The sequence below is a fragment of the Sorangium sp. So ce128 genome (genome assembly GCF_051525245.1).
In the GTDB taxonomy this organism is placed as follows: Bacteria; Myxococcota_A; Polyangia; order Polyangiales; family Polyangiaceae; genus Sorangium; species Sorangium cellulosum_B.
Genome location: NZ_CP150313.1, coordinates 7,141,272 through 7,161,185, shown reverse-complemented (window position 1 = coordinate 7,161,185; position 19,914 = coordinate 7,141,272). Strand labels below are relative to the sequence as shown.

The following is a 19,914-nucleotide window of genomic DNA, read 5'->3' as shown; positions in this document are numbered from 1 at the left end:
CGTTGTCAATCGATCGTTGCTCGACAAGGAGAACGCGTATGAACGTCGATGTCGTCATCGTGGGCGGCGGTCCGACCGGGTTGATGCTGGCCTGCGAGCTGCGGCTGGCCGGCGTGCGCCCCGTCGTGCTGGAGCGATTGTCCGAGCCCACCGGGCTCTCCAAGGCGCTCGGCCTCGGCGGGCGCGCCGTGGAGATCCTCGATCACAGGGGCCTCCTCGAGCGCTTCCGCGCGGAGCAGAGCGCCGCAGAAATGACGCGCTTCGTGCACTTCGGCGGGATACCGCTGGCCCTCGGCGGCGACCACGCGCGCGTCTCCAGGCGCTTCCTGAGCATCCATCAGGCGCGCATCGAGGCGCTGCTGGAAGAGCGTGCGCGCGAGCTGACGACGGAGGTCCGTCGAGGTCACGAGCTCATCGGGCTGGATCAGGACGGGGAGGGCGCGACGGTCACCGTCCGAGGCCCGGACGGCGACTACCCGCTTCGGGCGCGCTTCGTTGTGGGGTGTGACGGCGGCCGCAGCGCCGTGCGCAAGCTGTCCGGGATCGGCTTTCCCGGACTCCCGCCCTCTCGGCTCCTGCGCCTCGCCGACGTCACGCTGGCCGAGGGCGCGACGGAGGACGGGCACCTCGTCCTCTCCGGCGGTCGCCGCGTTCGGTTCGGGCTCGGCGGGATCGCCCTCGTTCCCCTGGGAGCGGGCGTGTTTCGCGTGGTCACGTCGGAGCCGTATCCGCCGGACTTCGACCGCGACGCGCCGATGACGCTCGACGAGCTGCAGGCCAGCGTTCGCGCGGCGCTCGGCGAGGATCTGCCCGTCCGCGAGGTGCGGTGGTTGTCTCGGTTCACCGACGCCAGCCGCCAGGCGGAGATGTACCGCGCCGGTCGCGTGCTGCTCGTCGGCGACGCGGCGCACATCCATCTCCCCGCCGGCGGGCCAGGCCTCACCACCGGATTGCAGGACGCGGTCAACCTCGGCTGGAAGCTGGCCGCGGAGGTCCACGGCTGGGCGCCGCCGGGGCTCCTCGACACCTACCACGCGGAGCGGCACCCCGAGGGCAAGCGCGTGATCATGCACACCCGGGCGCAGGGCGCGCTGATGATGCGGGACGAGCGCGTCGCGGCGCTGCGCGAGCTGCTCGGCGAGCTGCTCAAGCACGAGCAGAGCCTGCGGTACGTCGTCGAGATGCTGGACGCGGTCGACGTCCGTTACGAGATGTCGACCGAGCCCGGCGAGCAGCATCCGCTGCTCGGGCGCTGGGCGCCGGACGTCCCGCTGACCACGCAGGAGGGGGAGACGCGCGTCGCGCAGCTCATGCACGGGGCCAGGGGCGTGCTGCTCGACCTGACCGGCGGCGCCGCGTTCGGCGGTGTGGCTGCGCCCTGGGGCGATCGCGTGGCGTCGTGAGCGCGCGCTGCGCTGCGCTGCCGCGCCCCGCGGAGGCGCTGCTGATTCGCCCCGACGGCTACGTGGCCTGGGCGGCCGCGGCAGGTGAGCCCGAGGCCTCCGCCCATCGCCGGCTGCGGCGCGCGCTCGCCAACTGGTTCGGCGCGGCCTGCGGCAGCTCCGCGGCGGCTTGAGCCAGCGGCGTGCAGCGCCGGCGCAAATCCGGTAGAGGGCATCGCCCATGGCCGAGCCGTCCGAGACCCCTTTCGATCTGCTGGGCGGCGAGCCGGCGGTGCGCCGGCTCGTCGAGCGCTTCTACGACCTCATGGGCCGCGACGAGCCGGCGCTCGCGCGCCTCCACGTCTGCGACGAGGGCGGTCAGGTCGCCCGTGAGAGCCGCGACCGATTCGCGCTCTTCCTGATCGGCTGGCTGGGCGGGCCGCAGGACTACATCGCCGCGCACGGCCACCCGCGGCTGCGGATGCGCCACGCGCGCGTCCCGGTCGATGTGGCGATGCGCGACGCCTGGATGCGCTGCATGCGGGCGGCCATGGCCGATGTCGACGTGCCCGCGCCGCTCCGCGCCTTCCTCGACCAGCGCTTCGCCGAGGTGGCGGACTTCATGCGAAACCGTCCGGGCTGACGGGAAGCGCCCGCCGGCGCGGCGCGCGGGGGGCGCGCGTCTGAACGCCCCCATCGCTCCCCGATTTTCCGTACGATACGTCGTCCGCTCTCTGAGGTCGCGCGAGACGCCTGCCGCCAGCGCCGCGGAATCCGCGGCGCCACGGCAGGCGTGCGGCGCCTGGAACCCGTGCGGGGAACGATGTCCCAACCGAACGAGCACCCGATGACCAAGCCCACGCCGCGGGACGAAGGGCGCGCGCGGCAGCAAGGGAGCACCCGCGTCGGTGACGCGCCGGATCGGCAGGGGCCGCGCCACGGGCAGCGCAGCCCGTAGCCATGGGTAAGGCGCTTCCTTGGCGAGCTGCATCCGCACGTTCGGCGGTTCCTGGTGCCCTACTGCGTGATCGTCGCGGCGGTGCTGTTCAGGGTGCCGCCGAAGCTCGTCACTCCGGTCATCGAGCAGCGCGGCGCGCTCGCCAGCGCCGCGGCGCACGCGGTCCCGATCACCTTGGTCTTCTTGCTGTCCATGGCGCCTCAGGCGTTGGTCCTGTGGGTCTTCTTCCGGCGCCCGCCGCAGGATCGACCCCCGGCAGCGGGCTCGAGCCGGCTGAAGCCCATGAGGCGCGGCGGGCTCTTGATCGCCGTCGGTCTGATGGTGAGCACGTTTCTCACGGTATGGGGGGTAGCGCTGTGGTACGCGGTCCACGGGGACGAGCACACCGACCTGCTGTACAAGGCGGGTTGCTCGTTCATCGTCTTCCTGATGCTGATCCTCGGCACGCTGCTGACGATCCTGCAGTCGTGGGAGTCCGCCGAGAGGCCTTCGAGGGACGAGGCCGTGTACCCCGACATCGGTCGGCTTCGCGCGCTCGAGGCCGAGTGGATCCAGGCGCGGCGCCGCGCGGCGAACCTGAAGCACGAGGCCGCGGGCGACGGCGATCCGCGCGGCGCGCACCTCATCGGGTTATCGCTCTCCGGCGGAGGCATCCGCTCGGCGACCATCTGCCTCGGTTTCCTGAAAGGGCTCGCCACGGTCCCGACGAAGAGCGGTGAGGTGATCCTCAAATACGTCGATTACATGAGCTCCGTGTCCGGCGGCGGCTGGGCGGGGGGCGCGCTCACGGCTCGGACGTCCGGCCCTCACCCGGAGGGGGGCGCGGAGCGTGAGCGCCGCTTCGACCCGCTGGAGGCCGCCTCATGGAACCGCCTCCTCGACAGGATCCGCCTGCGAGGCGACTACCTCATTCCCGGAGGAATCGGCCTCACCGCCAACACGCTCCAGCCCCTCCTCATGATCTTCGTCGGCGCGATCGCCAACGCGCTGTCGCTCCTGACCGCCGGGTTCGCGGCGATCGTGTTCCTCCACCACTCGAGCGCGAGGTCGCCGAAGGCGTTCCTCGCGCGCGTGGTCGAGCACGGCGTGACCGCGGTCGTCTGCCACGTCGACGGAGCGCGATCTCTCTTCTTCACCACGGCCTCTGTCGAGCCAGACACGTTGCCTGACGCGATCGCGAAACATCTCCCCGTGCTCGACCTCCTCGTGTTCGTCCTGGCGTTGATGGGGGGTGTCCTCCTCGCCGCCCTGCTCGTCATGTACCTCGGGATCCTCTTCTCGTGGCCGTCCGTCCACGAGGCGGGGACCTGGCTCGCCGCTCGCGCGGCGCTGCTCGTGGTGCTCACGTGGGGCTCCCTGCTCGCGCTGCGGGCCGATCCCCTGCTCACCCTCCTCGTGCTGTGCGCTGCCCTGGCCGTCGCGCTGGCTGTCGTGCTGAGTCGCCTGAAGCGCGAGCAGCTCCTCGCGGTCATCGGGGTCGCCATCAGCGGACAGGTGTTCGCGCTCAGGTTCACGGATCTCTACGATGTCGTGAAGGGCGTCACGTCGACATGGGCGAGCATGCTTCAGTGGCTGATCTTCGCGCCGATCGAGTTCGCTCGGTCGATCGACGGGCTCGTCCACGTGCCTGTCCAGCGGGACCCGATGAAGGTCGTCGACCATGCTCAACTGCGGTCTCGGGGTCTGGGTCCGGAACCCGCGCTTCGCGAGGCGCGCCGGCAAGCAGCTCGTGCTCTTCCGGAGGTGGGCGCACTTCTGGAGCGCCTATCATGTCAAAGAGATCTTCGCGCGGAACAAGGAGAGCGACACGCTGGTCTTCGTCTCCGATGGCGGTCACCACGACAACCTGGGGCTGACCACGCTCGTCGAGCGAGAGTGTGAGCTCATCCTGTGCATCGACGCCGGCGCCGATCCCGAGTGGACGTGCGACGAGCTCGCGAAGGCGGCGCGGATCCTGCGCGTGGACCGTGGGCTGAACTTCGAGCTGAAGCGCGAGGACCTCGAGCGCGTTCGCCCGCAGGATCCGCGAGGTACCTGGGAGCAACGCACCCCGAGCACGCCGATCCTGGTGGGGAAGTTCAAGCCGGATCCGGGCGCGAAGACCGAGGCGACCAGGGAGGTCACGGTGGTCTACGTCAAGGCCGGCCTCTTGCCCGGACTGCCGCTCGACGTCCAGCGTTATGCGGAGTCTCACCCCGAGTTTCCACACCAGACGACCGCGGATCAGTTCTTCGATGAAGCCCAGTTCGAGGCCTACCGGCTGCTCGGTGAGGCGCTCGCTCACGAGGTGGTGCGCACGCTGGACGACGCGACGGGGAGCGCGGGCCAGAGTTGGGCGAGCACCGTGGAGGACCTTCGCCCCGAGCCCCGCGCCGTCGGACCAGGCGACGTCGCCGGCCGCGCGGCGGGCGAGGCGGTCCCGGGCCGGTGACGATTTCCTGAATCCTACGCCCCGCGCCGGGGCTTCTCCGGGTGAAGGACGGAGGAGCTCATGAAACGGAATGTGGGTACGCAGGATCGGCTGTTGCGTGTTCTCGGCGCGCTCGGCCTGTTGACCTGCGCCTGGGCGGCGCCGCTGCCGCTCGCCGCGCGCCTCTCGGCGTTCGGTCTGGCGGGCGTGTACGTGATGTTCACGGCGCTCTCGGGCACATGCCTCGGGTACGCTCTGCTCGGCAGGTCCACCTGCCCGCGCCCGCCGGGCTGAGGCGCTGGATGGAGGCGGCGATGTCCCACGATCCGGTCCTCACGGCGGCGGCGCGCGGCGACGACGGCGCGCTGGAGCTGCTCGTCCGCGCCTACCACGACCGCGTGTACCGCTTCGGGCTGCGCGTGTGCCGCGACGCCTACGACGCGGACGACGCGGTCCAGGAGGCCTTCACGAAGCTCTCGCGCCGCCCCGAGGTGGCGCGGGATCCGGGCGTCCTCTCCTGGCTGATGACGGTCGTCCGGAACACGTGCGCGCGCATGCTGCGCCCGTTCGCGCGGGAGCGGCTGCGGCTCGGGGAGCGCGTGGACGACGCCGACGCGGTGCCGGCGGGCGAGCTCGACCCCCAGGCGGCGCTCGAGCGCTGGCGCCTCGTGCGCGCCGTGCACGAGGCGATCGCCGCGCTGGAGCGGCCGTACCGGGAGGTGCTCGTGCTGCGCGACGTCGAGGGCCTGACGGGCGAGGAGGTGTGCCGGACGCTGGGGCTGGGCGAGGCGGCCATGAAGAGCCGGCTGCACCGGGCGCGGCAGCTGGTGAGGGCGGAGGTCCTCCGGCGCGATGGCGCGCCCGCCGCGCCTCGCGCGCGGCAGGGCCGAGGAGAGGGAGGGTAGCGGCGTGTTCGCGAGCAAGAGCCTCGCGGCGCACCTCGCGCGCGGGGCGATCGGCCTCGGGGCCCTCGTGGCCGCGGCGTTCCTCGCGCGGGTGTCCCTCTGGGCGCCGGTCGCGCTGCTGCCGGTCGCGCTCGTGGCGCTGCGCGGGTGCCCGATGTGCTGGACGGTGGGGCTGATCCAGACGATCGCCGCCAGGGCGCGGGGGGAGCGCCCTCGCGGGCCGTGCGACGACGGCGGGTGTGCGACGGCGTCGAGGAGGCGTCGATGAGCTCACGCGAAGCGCTGGTCCCGAGGGCGCGCTCGGCGTATGGAAACGGCCACCATGCATCGGGTGTTCATCGACGGACAGGAAGGTACGACGGGGCTCCAGATCCGCGAGCGGCTGCAGGGCCGCCGCGACCTCCAGCTGCTCGAGATCGACCCCGAGCGCCGCAAGGACCCGGCGGCGCGCCGCGCGCTGATCAACGAGGCGGATGTGCTCATCACGTGCCTGCCCGACGACGCCGCCCGCGAATCCATCGGATGGATCGAGAACCCGAGGACGCGCGTCATCGATCCGAGCACCGCGCACCGCACGGCCGACGGGTGGGTGTACGGCTTCCCGGAGCTCCGCCCCGGCCAGCGCGAGGCCGTCCGCGGCGCGCGGCGCGTCGCCGTCCCCGGGTGCCACGCGACCGGGTTCCTCGCGCTCGTGGTGCCGCTCGTCGACCAGGGGCTCCTGCCCAGGGACGCCCGCGTGATCGCGCACTCGCTCACCGGCTACAGCGGCGGCGGGCGCAAGATGATCCAGGCCTACGAGCAGGCCGACGGGGCGCGCCGCGAGCAGCTCCGCGGCCCGCGCCCGTACGGGCTCACCCTGCAGCACAAGCACCTGCCGGAGATGCGCGCCATCGCGGGCCTCGACAGGGCGCCGCTGTTCCAGCCGGTCGTGGGTGACTTCTACAAGGGCATGCTCGTCTCGGTGCCCCTGTTCGCGGACGCTCTGGCTCGGCCGGCGACGCCCGCCGCGGTCCACGAGCTCTACACGTCCTTTTACGCCGGCGAGTCGTTCATCCGGGTGATGCCGCTCGGCGGCCAGGGCGCGCTGGAGGACGGCTACCTCGGCGCGGTGGAGTGCAACGACACGAACCGGCTCGACGTGTTCGTGTTCGGCAAGCCGGACCAGATCCTGGTCGTGGCGCGCCTCGACAACCTCGGCAAAGGCGCCTCCGGCGCGGCGGTGCAGAACCTGAACCTGATGCTGGGCGCGCCGGAGGCCACCGGCCTCGACTGAGGGTCACCCGGCGCGCGTGTAGAGCCGCGGCGCCGAGCTCTCGAGGGCGGCGATCAGCCGCTCCGCGGCGTCGGCCGACGCGCGCCGGAACGCGATCCGCCAGGGCCGGCGGAGCGGGCCGGACGAGAGCCGCTTGACCAGAAGGTCGCCGCTGCCGAGATAGGCTTCCGCCACCCATTCCGAGAGGGTCGCGATCCCCATCCCGGCGCGCGCCGCGTCGACCACGGCCTCCGTGAGCGGGAAGCGCAGGAGCTCGATCTTGGGCCGCTGCCGCCCGAAGACGGCGCTCATGAACCAGCGCGCCTCGGCCGGCGTCGCGTTCGGCGTGATCAGCGGGCCCTCGCGGAGGTGGTCTCGCGTGAGCGACGCCCGCCCGGCGAGCGGGTGCGACGTCGAGATCACGAAGACGACCTCGTCCGAGAAGAGGGGCCGCTCCACGAGCGCGCAGCCCGCCTCGCGGTCGGTCGGCAGGGACGACGTGGTGAGCAGCGCGACGTCGATGTCCCCCCGGACGAGCGCGGCGACCGGATCGTGGGTGTGCTCGACCGCGAGCACGATCTCGAGGCGGGGCAGCCTTCGCCGGAGGCTCGTCATCGCGGAGGGCAGCCAGCGGTACGCCGTGTAGCACTCGCACACGAGGCGGACGCGCGTCGTCGCGGCGACCGGCGCCGCGACCTCTCGCTCGAGCTCCCGGAGCTGCGCGAGGACGAGCCCGGCCCCCGCGATGAGCCGCTCGCCCGCGGCGGTCGGCGCGACCCCGCGCGCGGTGCGCTCGAAGAGGCGCGCGCCGGCGCGGTCCTCCGCCTGGGCGAGCGCCCGGCTCACGGCGGACTGCGTGATGTGCATCGCCGAGGCGGCGCCGGCCGTGCTCCCGGCGGCCGCCAGCGAGAGGACGAGCTCCAGATCGCGGATCTCGAGCCGAGGCCGCGGTCCGATCGCGGGAGGCGCAGGGGGAGACGGTATGCGTGACACGCATAGAACCTATCACGACGATGCGTTGGACGCACAGCCCCGCGAGGCGCACGTTGGGCGCCGTCAGGAGGTTTTCATGAAGCTCTATTTCGCTCCGCTCGCATGTTCTCTCGCCACGCGCATCGCCTTCTACGAGGCCGGCGCGGAGGCCTCGTATGTGGAGGTCGATCTCAAAACGAAGCGGACCGAGGGGGGCGCCGACTACCGTGCGATCCACCCGCTCGGGTTCGTCCCCGCGCTCGAGATCGAAGGAGGCGAGATCCTCGCCGAGAACGCGGCGATCCTTCAGCTCGTGGCGGATCGGTTCCCGAAGGCGGAGCTCGCGCCGCGGGATCCGCTCGGCCGGGCGCGCCTCCAGCAGTGGCTCGGCTTCATCGGGAGCGAGCTCCACAAGGCGGTCTACATGCCGCTCCTGGACAAGACGGCCTCGGCCGAGGTCAAGGCCCATGCGCTGGCCGGGGCAGCGCACCGCCTCGGCTGGGTGGCCGATCGGCTCGAAGGGCGGGAGTTCCTGCTCGATCGCTTCTCGGTCGCCGACGCGTACCTCTTCGCGGTGCTCAACTGGTCCGTTGTCACGCCGATCGACCTGAAGTCCTGGCCGGTGCTCGCCGCGTACCATGCGCGCCTCCACGGACGCCCGAGCGTGGCGCGCGCCTTCGCCGAGGAGCGGGAGGGCTACTTCCGGGAGCAAGCGCGGCACGCGAAGGCCGCCGAGGCCGTCGACGCGCCGGCGCCGAGCATCTGACCCGAGCGGAGCGCGCCCGGCGCGCCCGCCGGCGGGCGCGCTGGTCACGCCGCGAGCGCGGACCGGGACCGGGGCGACGATGCGTGCGACGCGAGCCGACAGAGGGGACGGAATGCGAGAGGAGGCGATAGCCGGCGACGGCGATAAGGCGATGAAACGCGGCGATGGGAGGACCGGAGGATTCGATGAATGATGGGACGTGGCGGCGCAACGAAGGCATGGGCGCATGGGCGCATGGCCGGCGATGACTGACGGCCGATGACCGACGGCCAATGGCCGGCCATTGGCCGGCCGATGACTGGCCGATGACTGGCCGATGACCGACGGCCGATGCTCAATGACCGACGGTCATTGACCGCATGGCCGACGGACGCGCGATGTCATGGCGCCCCCCACGAATCCAGCTTTTCACGCGCGACCGGCTCTGATACGAGAGTCATTATGAGACACTTGCGACAACTCTTCGTATGTTCGGTCCTGGCCATTGCTGCGATCCCGGTCGGCTGCACGGCGGAGGCGCCGGATGACGCCGCGCAGGAGTCCGAGGTCGGCTCGCTCAGCCTGGCCCTCGTCGGGAACAGCTCCTCGGGCGCGACGTACCGCCTGTCCCAAGCGTGGTTCGATATCTACGGCCCGACGGCGCGGACCATCTACGGAGGCGGCGACACGCCGGCGCTCACCGAGGTGCTGCCGGTCGGCCACTATGACGTGATGCTCCAGCCGGGCTGGGTCCTCGAGCGGTGGACCGGCGGCGGTTACCAGCCCGTCTCGGCGTCCCTCACGTCGGCGAATCCGACGTGGGTCTACATCGGCGAAGGTGCGACGTCGACCGTGGCGTTCCAGTTCCGGGCCGACGGCGACATCATTTCGGTCGGACACGGGAGGCTCGACATCATCATCGGGGTCGACGACACGACGCCGCTGCGCGAGGACACCGATGTCGCGTGCAGCAACGGTTACGACGACGATGGGGACGGCCGCCCTGATTGCTCCGATCCGGACTGCCAGTGGATGCCGTTCTGCGGGCCGGTGGGCGAAGACACCGATTGGGAGTGCAGCAACGGCTACGACGACGACATGGACGGCCTCGCGGATTGCTCCGATCCGGACTGCCAGTGGTATCCCTTCTGCGCGCCGGTGCGAGAGGACACCGATTGGGCCTGCAGCAACGGCGCCGATGACGACATGGACGGCCTCGCGGATTGCGCCGATCCGGAATGCCAGTTGTATCCGTTCTGCTCGCCGTGGCGCGAGGACACCGATTGGGCGTGCAGCAACGGCGTCGATGACGACGGGGACGGCCTCGCGGATTGCGCCGATCCGGAGTGCCTGTGGATGCCGTACTGCATGCCGGTGCGCGAGGACACCGACTGGACGTGCAGCAACGGCGCCGACGACGACGGGGACGGTCTCGTGGATTGCTCCGATGCGGACTGCCAGTCGCAGCCGTACTGCATGCCGTGGCGCGAGGACACCGATTGGGCCTGCAGCAACGGCTCCGATGACGATGCGGACGGCCTCACGGATTGCTCCGATCCGGACTGCGGGTGGTTGCCCGTCTGCGCGATGCCAGGCCTCGTCATCGAGGACTTCGAGGACGGCGATTTCCACTTCTCCCCGCCGTACGCGGGCAGCGCCCCGCCGTTCACGGGGTCGTGGGTGACGTACGACGACGGGACCGTCCCGCCGGTCGCCCTGTTACCCGCTCCGGGGCCTTTCAGCGCGACGGCGCTCGCGGCGTTCTCCCCGGGGGTGCCGACCGCGTCGGGCGCTGGCGTGGCGCTGTCCTTCGAGATGTGGCCCGTCGATGTGTCGCCGTTCCAGGGCATCCGCTTCCACATCCGTGGCCAGGGCACGCAGGTTCGCTTCGACGTCGGCACGCTCCTTACGACGCCTGAGGGCGGGCTCTGCTCGGCTTGCTACGACAGCCACGGTATCGACCTCTGGGTCGGACCGGAGTGGGTCACCGTGGAGCTGCGCTGGTGGGATCTGATCCAGCAGGGGTGGGGCACGCTGGTGCCGTTCGAGCCGTGGAGCGTCATGAACCTGAACTGGCGCACGCCCGTGGGACAGCCGCTGCGCATCGAGATCGACGACGTCCAGCTGTTCTGAGCTCGGGCGCCCAGGGAGCAGCGCCAGCGCTGGCGCTGCTCCCGGGTGCCTCCTCCTCCGCTGTCGTGTCAGGCGACGTCGCGGGTGGGCGGCGCCGGGCGGGCGGTCAAACGCCGCATGCAGTGCATCAGGCCGGCCCGCAGGTTGGCCTTGGTCACGATGGCGCTGAGGTCGAGCCCCAGCGCCACCATCGTCTGCGCCACGGTCGGGCGGATGCCGCAGATGATCCCCTCGGCGCCGAGCAGCTGGATGGCCCGCACGAGCTTGATCAGGTGATCGGCGACCTTCGTGTCCACCATCTGCACGCCGGTGAGGTCCAGGACCGCGAAGCGCGCCCCGCGGCTCGAGATCGCCTCGAGCAAGCTCTCCATCGCGTCGGCCGTCCTCGCGCTGTCGACGACGCCGATCATGGGCAGCGCCAGCACGCCGTCCCATACCTCGATGATCGGCGCCGCGAGCTCCCGGATGACCCGCTGCTGCGCCTCGATCACGTCGAGCTTCGTCTGGAGGGACTGCTGCGCGCGCTGCCCCTCCGTCACGTCGAGCGAGAACCCGACGACGGTGCTGACGTGCCCCTCTTCCTCCGCGAGGGGGACCATCCAGCTCTCCCATACACAGCCGTGCGCCTCGGCCAGCCCGTGCACCGGGTCACCGGCCAGCGCGCGCCTGACGGCGCCCCTGGCGTCGCCGTAAAGCTCGAAGATGTTCGTCCCGACGAGCTGTCCAGGTTGATGGCCGACGGCCTCCAGCCCCTTGCCTTCATGGTAGAGATACGTTCCGTCGGTATCGACGGCCCACATCGCTATCGGAAGAGCGTTGATCAAGGCGCGGAGCATCCTGTCCCGCGCCCTCAGCTCGGTCAGCTCGTCGAGCGCGCCGTCGCCGACCGGCGCGTCACGGAACGAGCCGTAGACCAGCCCATCCGAGCGCGCGCCGCGCACGACGCAGGCGAGCGGTTTGTAGCTGCGCTCCGCGCTCATGACGCGGCCGTGGACGTGAATGGGGGCCGTGCTCTCGCGCACTTGCTCCCACCTTGTGGTGAGCGCGCTGCGGTCCTCCGGGTGGAAGAGCTCGGTCAACGGGGTTCCTTGCGCGAGCGCGGGCCCGATCGTCTGGCCCAGCGCGTCGCTCCATCGCAGCAGCGCGCCGTCGCCTCCGGCGACGAACAGCATCTCCGTGGAGTGTGCGATAAAGTCATCCAGCGAGCTCAGTGCTCCGTTTGCGTCAGCCATCGTATTCCCCTCCGCAACCGGACAGGCATACCGGGATTGCGCATGACAAGGTAGATCGATGACCGCACGCGAATAGTAGGGTGCAATCCGCGACGCGCACGAAGGCATGGCCTTACTCCAATCGTCGGAACGCACGAGGGGGACATACCGCCTCGGGCGACGCTCGCCGCGCGAACTCCGGCGATCTGTACGACCGGTACGTATCGGTTCGTCCGCGTCGGAGCGGCTCAGCCGCCGGCGCCGTCGCCGGCGCCGGCGTCGCGGGTAGGAATGCCGAGCAGATAGAGCTTCTTCGCTCTCCCGCCGATCACTCCCTTCTCCCATCTGTAATCTTCGGCCCGGAGCCCGCTCAACAGCTCATCGAGGTCATCGAGCGTGTAGGTCCTCGCGTTCGAGACCGCCCCGTCCCATGCGAAGCACAGCGGGATGATCGGCACGATATAGGTGAAGACGAGCTGCCGCACGGTCATGGGCCTCGCCAGGGGCGTGATGAGGAGGCACATCACGAAGTTGATCGGGAGGGCGAGCCACCCGAGGAACAGCGGATGACTGTTGTCGCTGATCTCGAATATACAGATGGGCTGCCTGCTCCTCTGGGCCGACTCCAGTATCTTCCTCGCGTCGTCCGGCCTCATGTGATGAAAGCTGCTGACCATTGTTCTGAGGCCTTTGAGGCCAGCTATGTCGCCGCCGATCTTTGTGGCGTCCACCGGGGTTGTCCGGTAGGATACATGGCTCCCTTCCTGGTTGTTGATGAGCTCCGCCGCTTCCATACTCGGGTACAGGTCCGTGAGCGTCAGTTGGATGCCCTCGAACCCGGGCTTCTCGCGCAGGGTCCGCACGACGTCGATCATCGGCCCGCCGCTCCCGGAGCAGAGGTCGACGATGTTCGATGTGTTCGACTCCTTCAATGCTCTGGCGATCAGCTCGACCAGCGCCTCGCGCGTGCCCAGCGCCCCGTGCATGATCACGAGCAGGCGTGTCATGCAGGCCCGTAGCCACCCGGGAAACCAGCTGAAATCCTCTATCTCGAACAGGTGTATGCGCTTCATTCGCTCCTCGGGGTCGTGCGGCCTGACCGCGCGCGGCTGCGCGGGTCGAGCGCTGGCTCCGGCGGGCGGCCGGCCGTCTCTCCGGCTGCCCGCTCGGATCGAGTCTATTCAATTTTGCTCTGCGGCGCGATGGCATGGAGGTGCGGCGTGAAGCGCATGATCTTCGAGATGGAGACCGCGGACCCGGATGATTTCATGACGCTGCTCTGGCTCGCCGATCACCCCGACGTCGAGCTGCGCGGCGTGCTCGTCACGCCCGGCTCCGAGGATCAGTGCCGGCTGGTCCGCTGGGGGCTGGATCGCTGCGGGCGGGCGGAGGTCCCGATCGGCGCGCTGCACGGCCCCGCGTGGTGGGCGACGAGCGAGGGCAAGAAGGCGCGGGTCTCCGGCTTCCACCAGGCGTGCTACGGCCCCGGCATCGTGGAGCACCCGGTCGGCGAGGTCGCGGGCGGCGCCGCGCTGCTCGCCGAGCTGCTCCGCGAGCCGGACGCTACGGTGCTCGTCGGGGCCGCGCCGAAGAACATCGGCAAGGCGTTCAAGGATGTCCCCGGGCTCCGGCTCGCTCGCTGGGTCCAGCAAGGCGGCTTCGCGGGCGACAACCTGGTCGCCGAGCCGCTCGAGAAGTTCCGCGGGCGCCTCACCTGCCCGAGCTATAACCCCGGCGGCGCGCCCCGGGAGACGCTCGCGCTGCTCGCCTCACCGCAGATCGGAGAGCGCAGGTTCGTCTCGAAGAACGTATGTCACGGGGTCGTCTATACCGAGGCCATGCGCGAGGCGCTGAACCGCCGGCTCTCCGGGCGATCGCCGCGGAGCGGCCTGACGGGGATGATCGACGCGCTCGATCGGTACCTGGCAGACAAGGGCGTGGGCAAGGCGATGCACGATCTCGTGGCGGCCGCCTGCGCGCTCGACGAGCGCGTCTGCGACTTCGTCGAGGTCGAGATCTACCGCGAGAAGGGCGAATGGGGGGCGCGCGCCAGGGAGGGCACGAACACGCGGATCTCGGTCGGGTTCCACGAGGAGCGCTTCCTCGACGTGCTCGCGCGCTGAGCCGCCGGCGGAGCCCGCCTCACCGGGCTGCGCAGGTCTTGCGGAGGGCGCGCGCCCTGTCGATGCACGCGGCGAGGGCGTCCTCGGGCGGCTCGTCCGGGCACGCGGCCTCGAAGGCGCGGATGGCGTCGCGGAGGCCCCCCGCGCCGCCGGCGCCGAGATCGAGCTTGTGCTTGCGATCCTCGTCGTCGTCGTCGCCGCCGACGAGCAGGAGCGTCCCGACGACCGCCCCCACGACGACGACGCCCGTGACGACGCCCGCGACGATCACGCCCGTCTTGCCCTCCACGTCCGGCGGCTCCGCGTCCGGGACCGACGGCGTGCCCGCCGGGATCGGCGGGGCCTCGATGCCCGCGGCGAGCGCGGTGGTGGCGATGCCGCCCGCGAGCCCCAGGCCGCCGATGACGAGGCTCGACAGCGTGAGCGCGCTCGGCCCCGCGTCCGCGCGCGCGCTCACGCTGGCGGAGAGGCGCACCTGCGCCGCGTTGCACGCGGCGTACGCGTCGAGGCGGTGGATCTCGAGCGATGCGCGGGGCGCGGTCTCGGGCGGCAGCTTCGCCGCGAGGATGATGTCGTCCGCCGATCGCCGGAACGTGAGAGGTGCGAGCGGCTCGGGGGCGGCCGCGGGCGGCGTGGAGGCCTTGCCGCAGCCGGCCAGTCCACACGCGATGAGCAAGAGCGTCGTGCAGGAGAGGGCATGATCGCGCCTTTGGGTCATACAGCCACGCTACGCCGATCGAGCGCGGTTTCGTCGAGCGAAATTGGCGTCGTCGCACATCGGATCGACCGCCGGCGAGCGGGCTGAGCCTGGATGACAACGTGGTGTGGTCGACGGGCTGAGGAGCGGAAGGTGCGATATGCGCAGGCCTGTTGGCCGTCCAGAACGTGAGCTCCGCCGCGTGTGTTAAGATACCGTCCCTGGCGACCGGGCTCGTGTTTCGCGGGAAGAGGGCCGGTCCCGGCGAAGGTCTTCGCGGGATGGGATTCGAGCAGGCGTTGCGAGAGGTCAGGAGGTGAGCACGGCCGATCGCCGGCGACCGGTGGATGTCCTCGAGGCGCTCCTGCGGGAGCCGCAGCGTCGCGCGCTCTGGCAGGCGTCGGCCAGAGCGCTCATGCCGCTCCGCCGCGGTCCGGTGCCCGCCGAGCTCTCGGCCGATCTTCTGGTGCGGGTTCTCGATCTGCGACGTGCTGCCGAGGGGTACGACGAGAAGCTCTATGCGCGTCTGGACGTCGCGCACCTGCGCGGACACGTGGCGCGCACGCTCGGGAGGATGGGCCGTCGCGCCGCCGTCGCGGTGCCGGTGCTCGTCGAGACGCTGCGTGAGCCGCTCGGGGAGCGGTGCTCGCCCATGTGCTGCTCGGCCTCGTCGGTGCGTCACGAGCAGATCCTCGCCCGGGTCAGCGTGCTCGATGCGCTGCGCCGGCTGGGCCCGGAGGCGGGGAGGAGCGTGCCGGCCGACGTCGTGGCGGAGCTCCTCGCGCCGGCGTCCCGCAGGATCGCCCTGAGCGCGGCGGAGCTCCTCGCGCGACATCCGGAGAGCGCGCTTCACCACCGCGCGGCGCTGCTCGTGGCGCTCGAGCATCCGTACGCGCCCGTGGTCGAGGCGGCCGCGCGCGGGCTCTCGCGGGCGGCCTCGAGCGCCGCGCGCGAGGCGGTGCGTCCCCTGACGAAGCTGCTCCGGCACGAGCAGGGCGGCGTGCGGCGCGCCGCGATCCGGGCGCTCGTCGCGATGCGCCCGGACGCGAAGGGGAGCGAGATCGCGCGGACGGAGGAGCGCTTCGTGTGGCTCGCCGAGCGCGATCCGGACGCCGCCGTGCGGGCGGTGGCCCGCCGCGCTCTCGGGTCGCTCGCGGGCCCGTCGAGGGTCGACGGTGGCTAGGACTTCCGCTCGCCGCTGTCGCCGAGCATCCCCTCGGGCTTGAGCCCGACCACGAACTTCCCTCCGGTCTTCGCCATCTCCCCGAGCGCCTCGAGCTCCCGCAGCGTCGGCCCCTCACGGGGTGAATGCCCGCAGGAGCCGATCGCGCTGCGCCTGCAGGTAACGGATGTCCTCTTCGTACAGCGCGGGGTGTCCGGCCGCGATGTGCGCCTGGGATGCGACGTCGCCGGCCGCGGCCCGCGCGCGCATGGAGGCGAGCAGCGCCGCGAGCCGGTCGGCCACAGCGTCGAGCAACAGGGGCCCTGGCGCGAGCCCATAGGCGCGGCAGAACCGAGCCGCGTGCCGCGCCTGGTCCTCGGGGCTGCCGGCGCTGTCGGGGTTGCTCGGCGCGTGTAGCGGCGCGAAACGGTAGACCGCGTACCCCACGTCCCAGAGGCGCGGGCCTGGATGAGCGGTATCGAAATCGATGAAACCGACGATCCGGCCGCCGCGGGCGACACAGTTGTAGGGCGCGAGGTCGCCGTGACAGATCACCTCGGCCGGCGAGCGGGGCGGGAGCTGCCACCGATCGTCCGGCCCCGGGACGAACGTCGCGCTCGCGTCGTGGAAGCGTCGCAGCAGGCTGGCGGCGGACGTCAGGAGCTCGGGAGTGCGCAGCTCGGCCGGGAGCGGGTTGTGTACGTCGCCATCGAGGTACGACAGGACCTCGTTCCCCTCGTCGTCGTATCCGAGCGGCTCCGGCGCCGCGTCGAAGCCCGCCGCCCGAAGGTGCCGCAGCAACCGGTGGATGGCAGGCGCCGCCGACGTCGCGGGCCGGTGCACCCTGTCGCCGCGCCGGCGCACGGTGTTCACGCCGCCCTTGAATACCGTCTCGTCGACCATGCAAGGCCCTCTCGTCGCAGCGCCCAGCCCCCGCGGCGATGGGCTCGGCGGGGTGATTCCTGGACGCTCACTTGTCGCATACCGGCTCTGCTGTCGTTTGTACATGGCCCATTGCGCGCGATGGGTTCTTGTCCACGGAGACGAAGATGCGCTGTTCACTCGCATCCTCAGGGCACATGACGGCGCCTGGCACCACCGCGGGACGTCGGGCCGGGAAGCGACTCGCCATGACACCAAGGGCGCCAAGTGAGCCCGCGCAGCCAGAGCGCCGCGAGCAGCGCGCACAGCCACGCGAGGACATAGGCGGCCGCCGGGGACAACCACGCGAGCCCCACGTAGAGCGCCGCGAAGAACGAGGCGAAGCCGAGCAGGCCGCGCACGAAGCCCGCGAGAAGGGCCACCGTGGCGACCGCGCCGTGCCGGGGCAGGGTGAAGCACGGCAGGACGTTGCCGGTGATCGGGATCGCGAGCAGCAGGCCGCTGAAGCCCGCCGGCGCGGCGCCAGCGCTGCGCACGATGCACCAGGCCATGGCCATCGCCGTGACCACCCGGCAGGCGAGCTCTACGCGCGGAATGGTCACCGCCGCGGGCGGCTCGCGCAGGCGCGGCAAGGCGAGCGCGCCCATGGCAGGCGACAAAAGCGCCGCGGCGTACGCCAGCGGCGGGGGCAACCGCAGCGCGAGCAGCGCCGCCCCCACCGACAGGAAGGCCGCGTTGGCCGCGAGCAGCGCCACACCCCAGCGCCGCCCCCACCGCGCACACCAGGCGAAGGTGAGCACATGAACGATCGTGGCCGGGAGGCACACCAGCGTCGCGAGCGCGATCGCGCCCGCGTGGGCGGGCGTCTCCTGCAGGAGCACGAAGCCCATGATCGGTCCCACGATCATCGGCAGCCCGGCGAGCGTGCCGCCCACCGCGTGGCCGAAGCGGCGCGCCGCCAGCGAGGAGAGCAGCACCGACGCGCCCACCAGCGCGAGCTTCAGCAGCACGAGGGCCCGTGCCTCCATCGAGCGCGCCGCACGGCATGCATGGCTCGCGGGGCCCTGTAGGGCAACACCCCATGTGAGACAATGCCAGAGGCTCTCCTGCTCGGCGCAGCGAGGTGGTCAAACCTCCGGCGCGCGCCTCGCGCCGCGCGGGGCGGCGAGGACGGGCCTCGACGCGGCGACGCACGGCTCGGCGCCGAAGGGACGCTTCACGCTGCGCCCGCCCGCCGGAGGCCGGAGCACAGAGCGCTCGCCGGTTTGCGACGCTCGGGGGCTCTGGGCTGCGCCAGGCTCCCCGTGTACGCTCTCCGTGGTTTCCTCATGTCGACATGCCCTACGTGCCGAACCGAGCATGCGGACGGCGTTGCTGCCTGCGCGACGAACGCCGAGACGCTCGCGGCGGAGCCCGCGCCGCCTGGCGCCGATCCGGAGCTCGCGCCGGGAACGCCGGTCGGCGAGTACCGCGTCGAGGCCAAGATCGGGGCAGGGGGCTTCGGCACGGTCTACCGCGCGATCCACCCCGTCATCGGCAAGGCGGCGGCCATCAAGGTCCTGAGCCGCCAGTGCTCCGCGAACCCGCAGCTCGTCTCCCGCTTCGTCGCGGAGGCGCGGGCCGTGAACCAGATCAGGCACCGCAACATCATCGACATCTTCTCGTTCGGCGCCCTCGAGGACGGCCGGCACTACTACGTGATGGAGCTGCTCGAGGGGATGACCCTCGACGCCTACCGCCGCAAGCGCGGGCGCCTCCCGCCCGCCGAGGCGCTGCCCATCCTCGTCAAGATCGCCCGCGCGCTCGACGCAGCGCACGCGGCGGGCATCGCGCACCGCGACCTCAAGCCCGAGAACGTGTTCCTGGTCTTCGACGAGGACGGCGCGATCTTCCCGAAGCTGCTCGACTTCGGCATCGCCAAGCTGCTCGGCGAGTCCTCGAGCGCCGTGCACAAGACGCGGACGGGGCACCTGATCGGGACGCCGCTCTACATGTCCCCCGAGCAGTGCCGCGGCAAGAACGTCGATCACCGGACGGACATCTACTCGTTCGGGATCCTCGCGCACGAGCTGCTCGCCGGCGCGCCGCCGTTCGACGGCGAGAACGCGTTCGACCTCCTGATCAAGCACACGTCGGAGGCGGCGCCCCCTGTGTCGACCGTGGCGACGCACCTCTCGCCGGCGCTCGACGCGCCGCTCCTGCGGATGCTCGAGAAGGAGCCCGCGAGCCGCCCGGCGTCGCTGCTCGAGGCGACAGCGGCGCTCGTGGAGGCCGCGCGCGGCGCGGGGTACGAGCTGCCCGGTGGCCTTCTGCGGGCGAGCGACGCCGCCGTCGGGCGAGGCGCCGGCGAGGCCGCCGCGCGGCGCCGCGCGCGCGGCGCCGCCGTGGAGGCGCTGGACGCTGGGCTCGCGCCGACGCAGCGCGGCCCCGCCGCGGAAGCGAGCTCGGGGCTGCACGGGAACGAGACGTTGCTGCAGGGATCGCTGCCGAGCAACCTGGAGAGCACGCCGGCGACGGCGTCGCGGCGGAGGGCGGCGCTCACGGCGGTCGCCGTCCTCGGCGTCGGCGCGGCCGCGGCGCTCACGCTGCACCTCGGGCACAGCGAGCCGGGGGCCGACGCCCCGCGCGCGCCCGCGTCGGCCGCGGCGATGCCGAGGACGGAGGCCGCGCTGGTCGCGCCGGTCCTGCCGGCTTCCGCCGTCGCCGCTGCCACGCCGGAGTCGGACGCGCCGTCTCCGCCGCTGGAGGCGACCGCCGCAGCCGCGGCGAGCGCCGACGCGGCGCCGCCCGACGTCGAGCTCCGGATCCAGGCGACGCCGAAGGAGCTCGAGGTGTGGAGCGAGGGCAAGCTCGTCGGCAAGGCGCCGGGGCCGCTGCGCCTGCCGCGCGGGCGCGCCGTGACGCTCACCTTCAAGGCGCCCGGGTACCAGGAGCAGGCGCAGGAGGTCCCGGCCGAAGCGGACGGCGCGATCGCCGTGTCGTTGAAGAGGGCGGCGCCGACCGCGAGGGGCGCCGTCAGGAAGGGCGACCTGGAAAACCCGTTCCAGTGAGCATGCGCGCGCGGCCCGGCTTCAGGCGATAC

18 protein-coding genes and 1 pseudogene are annotated in these 19,914 nt (G+C 71.7%); 13 read left to right on the top strand and 6 right to left on the bottom strand.

The window, feature by feature from the left end; genetic code table 11:
- Window positions 1-38: 38 nt before the first annotated feature.
- The 8 genes and pseudogenes from WME82_RS27155 to argC all read left to right on the top strand — a co-directional run.
- A pseudogene (locus tag WME82_RS27155) lies at window positions 39-1,337 on the top strand (FAD-dependent monooxygenase); the annotation flags it as partial.
- Window positions 1,253-1,576, top strand: coding sequence for a hypothetical protein (locus tag WME82_RS27150; RefSeq protein ID WP_438044937.1), 324 nt, complete (start codon window positions 1,253-1,255; stop codon window positions 1,574-1,576). The pseudogene WME82_RS27155 and the gene WME82_RS27150, both read left to right, overlap by 85 nt.
- A 47-nt stretch (window positions 1,577-1,623) precedes the next feature.
- Window positions 1,624-2,025, top strand: a complete 402-nt coding sequence (locus tag WME82_RS27145; protein WP_437739397.1) for a group II truncated hemoglobin — start codon at window positions 1,624-1,626, stop codon at window positions 2,023-2,025.
- A 369-nt stretch (window positions 2,026-2,394) separates the two neighbouring features.
- Window positions 2,395-4,221, top strand: coding sequence for a hypothetical protein (locus WME82_RS27140; protein ID WP_438037670.1), 1,827 nt, complete (start codon window positions 2,395-2,397; stop codon window positions 4,219-4,221).
- A 610-nt stretch (window positions 4,222-4,831) separates the two neighbouring features.
- Window positions 4,832-5,044 (top strand): YgaP family membrane protein, encoded by a 213-nt coding sequence (locus WME82_RS27135; RefSeq protein ID WP_437849958.1) that lies wholly within the window; start codon window positions 4,832-4,834, stop codon window positions 5,042-5,044.
- A gap of 20 nt (window positions 5,045-5,064) precedes the next feature.
- Window positions 5,065-5,655 carry an RNA polymerase sigma factor gene (locus WME82_RS27130; RefSeq protein WP_437739393.1) on the top strand — a complete coding sequence of 197 codons (591 nt, stop codon included), beginning with the start codon at window positions 5,065-5,067 and terminating at the stop codon, window positions 5,653-5,655.
- A gap of 4 nt (window positions 5,656-5,659) precedes the next feature.
- Window positions 5,660-5,923, top strand: coding sequence for a hypothetical protein (locus WME82_RS27125; protein WP_437541376.1), 264 nt, complete (start codon window positions 5,660-5,662; stop codon window positions 5,921-5,923).
- A gap of 54 nt (window positions 5,924-5,977) precedes the next feature.
- Window positions 5,978-6,928 (top strand): N-acetyl-gamma-glutamyl-phosphate reductase, encoded by a 951-nt coding sequence (argC, locus tag WME82_RS27120; RefSeq protein ID WP_438037669.1) that lies wholly within the window; start codon window positions 5,978-5,980, stop codon window positions 6,926-6,928.
- 3 nt (window positions 6,929-6,931) lie between these two features.
- Here argC and WME82_RS27115 read toward each other — a convergent pair whose 3' ends face one another.
- Entirely contained in the window at window positions 6,932-7,900 is a 969-nt protein-coding gene (locus WME82_RS27115) for a LysR family transcriptional regulator (protein ID WP_438037668.1), read from the bottom strand.
- Window positions 7,901-7,976: 76 nt separating this feature from the next.
- On the opposite strand from WME82_RS27115, the gene WME82_RS27110 reads away from it, so the two are divergent.
- On the top strand, window positions 7,977-8,645 hold the full coding sequence (locus tag WME82_RS27110) for a glutathione binding-like protein (protein ID WP_438037667.1): 669 nt from the start codon (window positions 7,977-7,979) through the stop codon (window positions 8,643-8,645).
- 450 nt (window positions 8,646-9,095) lie between these two features.
- Window positions 9,096-10,757, top strand: coding sequence for a hypothetical protein (locus WME82_RS27105; RefSeq protein WP_438037666.1), 1,662 nt, complete (start codon window positions 9,096-9,098; stop codon window positions 10,755-10,757).
- A gap of 68 nt (window positions 10,758-10,825) precedes the next feature.
- Here the strand turns inward: WME82_RS27105 and WME82_RS27100 are convergent, their stop codons facing one another.
- Both WME82_RS27100 and WME82_RS27095 read right to left on the bottom strand, forming a co-directional pair.
- The gene (locus WME82_RS27100) at window positions 10,826-11,989 is read right to left on the bottom strand and encodes a PAS domain-containing protein (RefSeq protein ID WP_438037665.1); all 1,164 of its coding nucleotides are present in this window, start codon (window positions 11,987-11,989) and stop codon (window positions 10,826-10,828) included.
- Between the two features lie 227 nt (window positions 11,990-12,216).
- On the bottom strand, window positions 12,217-13,041 hold the full coding sequence (locus tag WME82_RS27095) for a hypothetical protein (RefSeq protein ID WP_438037664.1): 825 nt from the start codon (window positions 13,039-13,041) through the stop codon (window positions 12,217-12,219).
- Between the two features lie 147 nt (window positions 13,042-13,188).
- Here WME82_RS27095 and WME82_RS27090 point away from each other — a divergent pair, with 147 nt between their 5' ends.
- Complete coding sequence (locus tag WME82_RS27090) at window positions 13,189-14,091, top strand: nucleoside hydrolase (RefSeq protein ID WP_438037663.1); 903 nt, start codon at window positions 13,189-13,191, stop codon at window positions 14,089-14,091.
- 19 nt (window positions 14,092-14,110) lie between these two features.
- Here WME82_RS27090 and WME82_RS27085 read toward each other — a convergent pair whose 3' ends face one another.
- Complete coding sequence (locus WME82_RS27085; RefSeq protein WP_437849945.1) at window positions 14,111-14,809, bottom strand: transcriptional regulator; 699 nt, start codon at window positions 14,807-14,809, stop codon at window positions 14,111-14,113.
- A 295-nt stretch (window positions 14,810-15,104) separates the two neighbouring features.
- Here WME82_RS27085 and WME82_RS27080 point away from each other — a divergent pair, with 295 nt between their 5' ends.
- Complete coding sequence (locus WME82_RS27080; protein WP_438037662.1) at window positions 15,105-15,971, top strand: hypothetical protein; 867 nt, start codon at window positions 15,105-15,107, stop codon at window positions 15,969-15,971.
- A 114-nt stretch (window positions 15,972-16,085) separates the two neighbouring features.
- On the opposite strand, the gene WME82_RS27075 is transcribed toward WME82_RS27080, so the two are convergent.
- On the bottom strand, window positions 16,086-16,853 hold the full coding sequence (locus tag WME82_RS27075; RefSeq protein WP_438037661.1) for a phosphotransferase: 768 nt from the start codon (window positions 16,851-16,853) through the stop codon (window positions 16,086-16,088).
- Between the two features lie 167 nt (window positions 16,854-17,020).
- Complete coding sequence (locus WME82_RS27070; protein WP_438037660.1) at window positions 17,021-17,860, bottom strand: hypothetical protein; 840 nt, start codon at window positions 17,858-17,860, stop codon at window positions 17,021-17,023.
- A gap of 300 nt (window positions 17,861-18,160) precedes the next feature.
- On the opposite strand from WME82_RS27070, the gene WME82_RS27065 reads away from it, so the two are divergent.
- Window positions 18,161-19,882 carry a serine/threonine-protein kinase gene (locus WME82_RS27065; protein ID WP_438037659.1) on the top strand — a complete coding sequence of 574 codons (1,722 nt, stop codon included), beginning with the start codon at window positions 18,161-18,163 and terminating at the stop codon, window positions 19,880-19,882.
- The last annotated feature ends 32 nt before the right edge of the window (window positions 19,883-19,914 follow it).